The sequence below is a fragment of the Salinibacter altiplanensis genome, assembly GCF_002894645.1.
GTDB lineage: Bacteria > Bacteroidota > Rhodothermia > Rhodothermales > Salinibacteraceae > Salinibacter > Salinibacter altiplanensis.
On the sequence record NZ_NCQY01000013.1, the window covers coordinates 25,153 to 33,303 of the forward strand.

The following is an 8,151-nucleotide window of genomic DNA, read 5'->3' on the forward strand; positions in this document are numbered from 1 at the left end:
AACTCCTCCAAGACGCAACAGAGGGTTGTTGTTCGCGTCCCTGGGCCGAAGCAACACGCCAATGGGAGAAAGGCATCAGCTCCCGGACTCCTCCTGCACCTCCACCGCCTTCTCGGCGATGCCGAGGAAGCTGTCGGCCGCCAGGCTGGCGCTGCCAATGAGGCCCCCGTCGATGTCGGGCTGGGAGAGGAGGCCGTAGGCGTTGTGCGGCTTCATGCTGCCGCCGTAGAGGAGGGGAATGTCGTCCGCCACGTTGGCGCCGTATCGCTCCGTGAGGTCGTCCCGGATCACCGCGTGCATCTCCTGGGCCTGTGCAGGAGCGGCCGATTCGCCGGTGCCGATGGCCCAGATCGGCTCGTAGGCCACGATGAGGGCGTCTCCACTGTCGACCGAGACGCCGGAGAGGGCCCCGTCCACTTGGTCCTGGACGACCGTGTCGGCCTCCCCGGCCTGCCGCTCCTCCAGCGTCTCGCCGACGCACACGATGGGCACGAGGCCGTGGGCCCGGGCCTGCTTGGCCTTGGCGTTCACGTCCGCGTCCGTCTCGTCGTAGTATTCGCGCCGCTCGGAGTGGCCGAGAATGACGGCGTCACACCCGATCGAGGCAAGCATGGGGGCGGACACGTCGCCCGTGTAGGCGCCCTCGCCCTCGGCGTGCATGTCCTGCGCCCCCACCGTAACGGGAACCTCCGCCAGTGCGTCGAGGACGGCCGGCAGGTGAACGTACGGGGGACAGACGAGAACGTCCACGTCGCCAAGGTCGGGGGGCGAAGACGAAAGGCCCTCCGCGATGGCGTCGGCCAGCGCCCGGCCCTCCGAGACATCAGTGTTCATCTTCCAGTTGCCAGCGACCAACATAAACGGGGAGAGAATATGGAAAAGTTGAGACCAGCAGGGTGCAGGGCTACTTCTGCGCCTCGTAGGCAAACATGGTCGGGGGAATGTTGCGGGGCTCGTACTCCTTCGTGACCTCCGAAAAGTGTTCGCGGAGCGGCGCCTCCAGGTGGTTGTAGTTCTGGTAGACGAGAAACTTCCCGTTGGCCGCGAGGACGTCTCGCGTTCGGGCGAGGAGGCCTTCTCGCTCAGTCTCGTCGAGGAAAGAGAAGGGGATGCCGGACACGATGTAGTCGACGGCGTCCACCCCGTGTGCGTCGAGAATCTCAACGATGCGCTCGGCCCGGTCTTCCACCACCACGGCCCGCGGCTCGTCGGCGGTTCGGTCCTCGAGCATCTCCACGAAGGCGGGGTTGCTCTCGATCAGAAGAAGGGTCGAGTCTGCCGTCATGCGGTCGAGAATGAACTCGCTGAAGACCCCGTTTCCGGGACCGTACTCGACGATGATCTGATCCTCCTCGAAGTCGATCCATTTGCAGACACGCCGGACCAGAAATGAGGAGGAGGGGGCGATTGCCGCAACATCCCGGTCTTGAAAGAAGTTTTTGATGTAGGCGAGGGTTCCGGAGAGAGCAGAGGACACGGCGTGGACGGGACAATTTCGGAAAGACCGTTGATGGACTAGCACCAGCCAAGTACGCGGACAATGGAGTGCGTTTCAAGGTCTTCACGTCCCGACTCCATGAAGGATCGTCGGAAACGGTCAGGGAAGAGGTTGCGGGGAGGGCGTCGGGGCCTGGGGGCGGAGAAGCTGGACGAGGCGTTGCCGGAGGGCGGGAAGGTCGCTCGCCCGATAGCGGTCCACGATTGCCCCCGTGTGGTCGATGAGAATCCAACTGGGGACGTGGGCCGCGTTGTACGGAGCAACGAGCGGGCCCTGGGGCGCACCGGTGGCGATGGCCCGGTGGCCCGGAAGCCGTCGGTCTTGCAGGAAGGCGTGGTTGATGAGCGTATCGGGCTCGGTAGAAATGGAGACAAACGCGACGGAGTCGGCCCGGGTGGCGTCGTAGAGGGCGTTCCGGAGGGGACGTTGTAGCGCGTACAGGTCGAGGCCGGGCCGGTAGTATTCGAGGACGACGGGCCGACCTCGGAGGGCATGGAGGGAAAGGGTGTCGCCTCGAAGGGTCGGGAGCGTCAGGTTCGGGGCCATCATGCCCGGCTGCAGGTGGGCCGCCTCGTGCTCGGTGCGCCGAGCCCCCCGGGCCCAGGGCGTGCGTGGAAATCGGGTTCGGAGCTGTTGGGAGGCCGAGAGGGCCGCCTTCACCTGTGCGCTGTCCAGGAACGCCTGGATGCGGGCGGCCTGCACCCCGGCCCGTTGCCGCGGGCCAGAGGCACGGGCCTCCAGGGTGTCGAGCAGCGTGAGGGCCGCCCGGTGCCCGTAGAGGCGGGCCTCGGCCCGCCGGGCAATGTGAGCCGCGTCGCCGTAGCGCGGACTGTTGGGGGAGATCTGGCGGGCGCGGGCCACGATCAACGAGTCGTTCCAACCCTCCAGTAGTGAGAGGGACTCGACGGCGGCAAACTCCGCGGCGTAGGTGCCCGGGTAGCGATCGCGGAGGCTCCACAGGACACTGCTGGTCAGACGAATGTTTTGGACCTGCACGTTGGCGCTGGGGGAGTCGTCCCGGAGCCGACGCGTGAGCAGGCGCTGGTACATGGCCATGGCGTTGCGGTATGCCCGAAGAGCCCGGTTTTCCGGCGACACGGGACGAACCCCTTCTCCTCCGGTCGGGAGGGCAACGTGGAGCGAGGCAGTGTCGTCGGCGGCCACCACGTACTCCGTACTTGCGAGCTGTGTGCGCCCCCCGCGGCCCCAAATGGACAGGGAATAGATGCCCCGCTCCGGTGCGGAAATCGGTATTTGGAAGCGGCCGTCGGGGCCGGGCCGGGCGTGGCCCAGGGTGTCGAGGCGGCGTCCGGCCGGACGAAGCACGAGGACCCGAACGTCGCGGTACGGGTCCGAGGAGTTAGCCGACGGGGCGACGGTAATCCGACCCCTCAGGTGACTTTGAATCGAAGAGGAGGGCGGCTGGCAGGCACTGCCCAGAACGAGGAGGAAAAGTGCGCCCAGAATGCACCGCCCCAACGAGGCGGTGGGGGCGAGGGCAGACACGTCGAAAATCATGGAGGGCGGTTACTCGTCGACATCCGCCGTGTCCCGCCGCGCGTCGAGTTTTTTCCGGAGCAGCGACCGGACCAGTTCCGGGTCGGGGGAGCCGTCGAAGCGCTGCATCACCTGTCCGATAAAGAACCCAAGGAGGCCCTCTTTGCCCCCGAGGAAGGTGCGTACCTTGTCCGGATTGTCGTCGAGCACGTCGTCTACCACAGGAGCAATTGCGCCGCGATCCGTGACTTGAATCAGGTCCCGCTCGTCGGCAATGCGGCCCGCGCTCTTGTCGGGCTCCTCAAGCATGGCCTCGAAGACCTCTTGGGCGCCGTTGGAGCTGACCTTGTCCTCCAGGCGCAGAAACACGAGCTGGGCCAGGCGTTCCGGGCCGACTGCCAGCTCGCCGACGGAAAGGCCTCGCTCGTTGAGCACGCGCATTACTTCGGTCATGATGACGTTCGACACCGCCTTGGCCTGCGCGTCGGTGTCGCCGCCCTTGGTCCGCTTGTAGAGGTGGCGGAGGGCCTCCTCAAAGTAGTCGGCCACGGCGCGTTCCTCGGTCAAGACGCCGGCGTCGTATTCGGGCAGCCCAACGTCCTCGACGAATCGTCGGCGGCGGGCCCGTGGGAGCTCGGGAAGGCTCCTGCGGACCTCTTCGACCATGGGCTCCTCCACCTGTATCTCTACCAGGTCCGGGTCGGGAAGGTAGCGGTAGTCGTGGGCGTCCTCCTTCGAGCGCATCGGGCGGGTCGTGCCTGCGTCCGCGTCCCAGAGCAGGGTTTGCTGAGTGATGGACTCGCCCCGTTCCAGGGCGGCGCTTTGGCGGGCAATCTCGTAGTCGAGCGCCCGCTCCACGTGGCGCATTGAGTTCATGTTCTTCAGCTCGGTGCGGGTCCCGAACGCCTTGCGGCCCTTCGGACGCACGCTCACGTTCGCGTCGCAGCGCAGGGAGCCCTCCTCCATGTTGCCGTCGCTGATGCCGAGGTACCGCACCAGTTGCCGCAGCCGCTGAAGGAAGAGGGACGCCTCCCGTGGGGAGCGAAGGTCCGGCTCGGTCACCAATTCCAGCAGCGGCACCCCGCACCGGTTGTAGTCGAGTTGAGTGGTGTGTCCGGACGAGGCGTGCATCGATTTGCCCGCGTCCTCCTCCATGTGGATGCGCGTCAGCCCGACGCGGCGGGAGTCGGGGCCGGAGGAGGCGTTTTTCTGCTCGCCCGGCCGGATCTCTACGTATCCATCGTAGCAGATCGGCGTGTCGTACTGGGAGATCTGATACCCCTTCGGCAGATCCGGGTAGAAGTAGTGCTTCCGCGCGAAGGCCGAGCGGTCCGCGATCGAGCAGTGGGTTGCCAGGCCGAGTCGCAGGGCATGCTCGACCACCGTTTCGTTGAGCACGGGCAGCGTGCCCGGGTGGCCGAGGCTAATGGGATCGACCTGCGTGTTGGGGGCGGCCCCGAACGCCGCGGCGTCCGGGCTAAAGATCTTGGCGTTGGTCTGGAGCTGGACATGTACCTCCAGGCCGATGACCGGCTCGTACTTCTCGTGGGCCATGCGCGTCGGACAGGGTTAGAAAGAGAGCAGAGAGGCGGAGGTGCCCCAATCGGGACACAAGAGCAAACAACTCAACGGGCGAAGAAATGTTCGGGTTTGGCCGGCGGGTCACGACTCCGCGGCGACGTCGGGGTCCCCGTCGCCGCGGTTCAGGGAGGGGGCATTCAGGGTCCAGTCGTAGGGCCGATACTGGACCGTGTACGCCCCTCGCGCGAGAGAGTCCTGTACCGTTCCGTTGAAGTACGGGGCGAGGGCCCGTTGAATCGCGGCCGGGGTGGGGCCGAAGTCGTCCCCATACCATTTGAGGATGGGGGACAGAGCAACGGTCCCGTCGCCGTTGGGGACGTGATTTTTGCGGGGCGCGTGGAGGAACCGGTGGGCCTGCGCGTCGAGTTGCGCGTCGAGGCGGGGGCCCGTGTAGGCCTCCCGACGGAGACGCGGGCAGCTCTTGGCGGCACAGACGAGCGCGAAGTGGATGCGAGGCTCGTCGAACCGTACGCGGATGATTTCGTGCTCGATTTCGTCGAGCGTACGCACGGTGTCGGCGACGGGCCCGACCGGGCGTTCAAACGGCGTGCCGCCGCCGGGCGGCCCGTCAATGTCCCGGATGCTCGTCACCGGGTAGTGGTCGACAATCAGCTGCAGCGTGTAGGCGTTGTACGCGTTGATCCAGAACGCAAGGCGTGCCGTGCGGTCCAGCGTGGAGGGACGGGCCTCTGCCAGCGTCTGGAGGTAGGGCGCAAGGACAGAGTCGGCCTGACGTTGCAGGGCTGCGTAGTCCACGTCCCCGCGCGCGTCCACGAATCGGTCCAGCAGGTGATCAAACGCGCTATGCCGGGTCGAATCCGTCGTGGAAGAGAGGGGCGAAGAGGCCGCGGCGAGAGGAGAAGCGGCCCCTACACACAAGAGCAGTACCAACATCCACATGCGCCCAGGCATCGAGGGACCTCAGGGTCTGGTGAGACGACACGGGAGAAGGGGACGGAAAACGACGGTGCAAGATATGTCTAGACGAAGGGCGACGTTCCGGGAGAGAGAGGAAAGCGAAGGCGGTTTCTGCGATGGCGGACCGGGGCTCCACCCGAGACTGCATGGTTTGGACCTGTACGGAGTCCCTGGGGGAAGGAGAGGATGTGGTCTGCTGCACCGCGCACGACCAGCCAATGATGCCTCCGACGTAGGCCAGGATGACGAGGGCCAGGCCTGCGTATTGACGATACGGGGGGCGACCGTCGGGCACGAGAAGAGGAGGATGGGACGAGCAGGATCGAAAATCTTGCGCCGCCGAGGGGACCGGGGCGTTGAGGGGGACGTGTGCTACGTGGCGGGAGTGGAGGCCGACGGGCCGCCAGAGGGAGAGGGAGCGGCGGCAAGGGCAGGGCGAAGAAGATGCCGAAACCACGTCGTGTACCGGTGGGGGCGGGCGGCCACGTCTTCACGCAGGACGGATGGGGAGACCCATGCCCAGTCGTCTACCTCATCGGCGCTAGGGCGAACGGAGGGCGCGTCTGCCGTGCCGATAAACACGTGGTTGTGCTCGTGCTCCACGAGATTCTCCCCAACGGACAGCTTGTATCGATCCTGGAAGGCCGCCGTCAGGGACGCTGTGAAGCCGAGTTCTTCGGGGAGCCGGCGACGGGCCCCCTCGATCGGGGGCTCCTCGGGACGAGGATGGCTGCAGCAGGTGTTTGACCAAAGCCCGCCGGAGTGATACTTGTCCTCGGTGCGCCGTTGGAGGAGGAGCCGACCGGCGGGGTCGAAGATAAACACCGAAAAGGCACGGTGCAGCCACCCCTCCGCGTGGGCACGGAGTTTGTCGGCGGTCCCGAGCGGCCGGTCGTCCTCGTTGACCAGTACGACAGGGTGAGGCATGAGTCAAAGGAAAAGGGGAGACAGCGGGAAAGTCATCCGCAATATGAGTATGGAGCCGATCCGCGTTGCCCGAAGACTCCACACGTTACGGGTTTATTTCAGCGCATTTTCCGACCGGTCGGCACCGGGTCCCGGAGACAGAGAAGCGAGGGGGCGCTGTCCGGCCAGTACGGGGTCGGTAGCTCTTTTCGAGAAGGGTCTGCTTTCGTTTGACGTAATCGTCTCCGATTTGTCTCTTTATGCATCTGTCTGTGCGCTCCCTCCAAACAGCAGCTCTTTCTGTGCACCAGCTTACGATTGACGGCGTTGGCACCTGTGAGGTCGAGGAAGGCACACGCCTTGTCCGGGCCATTGAGGACTGTGGAGGCGCGGTGGGGCATCGTTGTGGGGGACGGTGTCGATGCACCACATGCCGGGTACAGTTTGAGGAAGGAGAACCTCAAGTCATGACCGAGGCCGAGCACGCCAAGCTCACCGACACCGGTCAGTTCGGGGAGGTGCGCCTTGCCTGTCAGATTGTAGTGGACCGAGACATGTCGTTGACGCCCCTCATGACGGTGGAGGATCAGGGCTGGGACGATGCGGGTCCAGAGCCGGCCCTCATGGTGGAGCCGGATGCGGAGTGGTTTTCAATCGAGATGCTGGAGGAGAAGTGATGGTTGCGGTGGGCCGCGTCGGCGGTCGGGCGAGAATGGCGTCCTGGAGACAGCGGGAGACAGGCCCGCCGGGGCCGCCTGTCCTATGATGTTCCCGTCTCGGACCCTCCATCCGCGTCGTTGGAGTCAGCGGCATTGCCCTTGGGGCCATGCTCGTCGTAGTCGTTCACATGGAAGCCTTCGCCCTTGAAGATGACGCCAGGGTTGTCGGTGATAATCCGTTCTACGTCCTGTCCCGTGTCCGGGCATGTGTCGAGGGGATCCTCGGTGATAGGCTGATCGGCCTCAAAGGTGCTTCCGTCTTCGCGGCGATACGTGTAGGTCGGCATTGTCGGGTCTGTCGGCGGTCTGAAAGAATCGGTGTACTGGAAAACACGGTGCAGGTCCGTCTCTTATACCCGTGGACCACGCCCTGTTACCTTTCTAATTCCGATTGTTTCCGGAGCCGAAAGTAGCCCCGAGAGAAATTCAAGGAGCGCCGGGGGCTGGAGGCTGGCATGGAGACGTGGGTGGAACCTGTGTGAACATTCCTCGGGTGTGGAACCCGACCGGCTCTCAAACCTAGACTTGTGTGCACTTTCGAAATGGACGGTCCGGTAGTTCAGTTGGTTTAGAATGCTGCCCTGTCACGGCAGAGGTCGCGGGTTCGAGTCCCGTCCGGACCGCTTGCCCCTCGGCTCCGATTATTCGGAGCCGAGGGTTTTATTGTTTGGGCCCTGAAGATGCTCTAGAAGATGCGCGTGGTGCTGGGCCGCCTCTTCGCGGCGTTCCCACCAGGGGGCGCCCGCGGCGGCACGGTTGTCCCGTTCCTTCACTGTCTTTGCCCTGCCTCGGTGCTCAATGTTTTCCTCTTCCTTGTCGTCGCCCGCGCGCTCGGTTTCGCCGATTGGATGGGTCGGGGCTGGACTTTTCGCCGCTGCGATGGGGCTTGCCGCGGCGGCATCGCTTTGGAAACTGCTGGTGATCGGGGCGACGGCGTTCGTTGCCATGGCGGGAGGGGCTTGGCTGGGGGCACAGTCCGAGGCCGCGAGCCGGTCCGGGGGGGGACGGCAGGCCCGCCGCCTCGCCTGGGGG

8 protein-coding genes, 1 tRNA gene and 1 pseudogene are annotated in these 8,151 nt (G+C 65.2%); 3 read left to right on the forward strand and 7 right to left on the reverse strand.

The genetic code is table 11. The features are described 5' to 3' along the window. Positions 1–75: 75 nt before the first annotated feature. The 6 genes from tpiA to idi all read right to left on the reverse strand — a co-directional run bounded on the left by tpiA (position 76) and on the right by idi (position 6,421). On the reverse strand, positions 76–858 hold the full coding sequence (gene tpiA, locus B7R93_RS06785) for a triose-phosphate isomerase (RefSeq protein WP_103020063.1): 783 nt from the start codon (positions 856–858) through the stop codon (positions 76–78). A gap of 46 nt (positions 859–904) precedes the next feature. After that, a complete protein-coding gene (locus tag B7R93_RS06790; protein WP_232798126.1) occupies positions 905–1,477 on the reverse strand; it encodes a class I SAM-dependent methyltransferase in 573 nt (190 codons plus the stop codon). A gap of 120 nt (positions 1,478–1,597) precedes the next feature. Continuing rightward, positions 1,598–3,016, reverse strand: a complete 1,419-nt coding sequence (locus tag B7R93_RS06795; protein ID WP_103020064.1) for a TlpA family protein disulfide reductase — start codon at positions 3,014–3,016, stop codon at positions 1,598–1,600. Between the two features lie 9 nt (positions 3,017–3,025). Continuing rightward, positions 3,026–4,549, reverse strand: a complete 1,524-nt coding sequence (gatB, locus tag B7R93_RS06800) for an Asp-tRNA(Asn)/Glu-tRNA(Gln) amidotransferase subunit GatB (protein ID WP_103020065.1) — start codon at positions 4,547–4,549, stop codon at positions 3,026–3,028. Between the two features lie 108 nt (positions 4,550–4,657). After that, entirely contained in the window at positions 4,658–5,470 is an 813-nt protein-coding gene (locus B7R93_RS06805; RefSeq protein WP_103020066.1) for a DUF547 domain-containing protein, read from the reverse strand. A 396-nt stretch (positions 5,471–5,866) separates the two neighbouring features. Next, positions 5,867–6,421 (reverse strand): isopentenyl-diphosphate Delta-isomerase, encoded by a 555-nt coding sequence (gene idi, locus B7R93_RS06810; protein ID WP_103020067.1) that lies wholly within the window; start codon positions 6,419–6,421, stop codon positions 5,867–5,869. Positions 6,422–6,702: 281 nt separating this feature from the next. Between idi and B7R93_RS06815 the strand changes: the two genes are divergently transcribed. Next, positions 6,703–7,077 (forward strand): 2Fe-2S iron-sulfur cluster-binding protein, encoded by a 375-nt coding sequence (locus B7R93_RS06815; RefSeq protein WP_232798127.1) that lies wholly within the window; start codon positions 6,703–6,705, stop codon positions 7,075–7,077. 83 nt (positions 7,078–7,160) lie between these two features. Here the strand turns inward: B7R93_RS06815 and B7R93_RS06820 are convergent, their stop codons facing one another. Next, positions 7,161–7,406, reverse strand: coding sequence for an FmdB family zinc ribbon protein (locus tag B7R93_RS06820; protein WP_103020069.1), 246 nt, complete (start codon positions 7,404–7,406; stop codon positions 7,161–7,163). A gap of 261 nt (positions 7,407–7,667) precedes the next feature. Here B7R93_RS06820 and B7R93_RS06825 point away from each other — a divergent pair. Next, a tRNA-Asp gene (locus tag B7R93_RS06825) sits at positions 7,668–7,742 on the forward strand. Between the two features lie 190 nt (positions 7,743–7,932). Continuing rightward, positions 7,933–8,151 (forward strand): annotated as a pseudogene (locus B7R93_RS15780) (hypothetical protein); the annotation flags it as partial.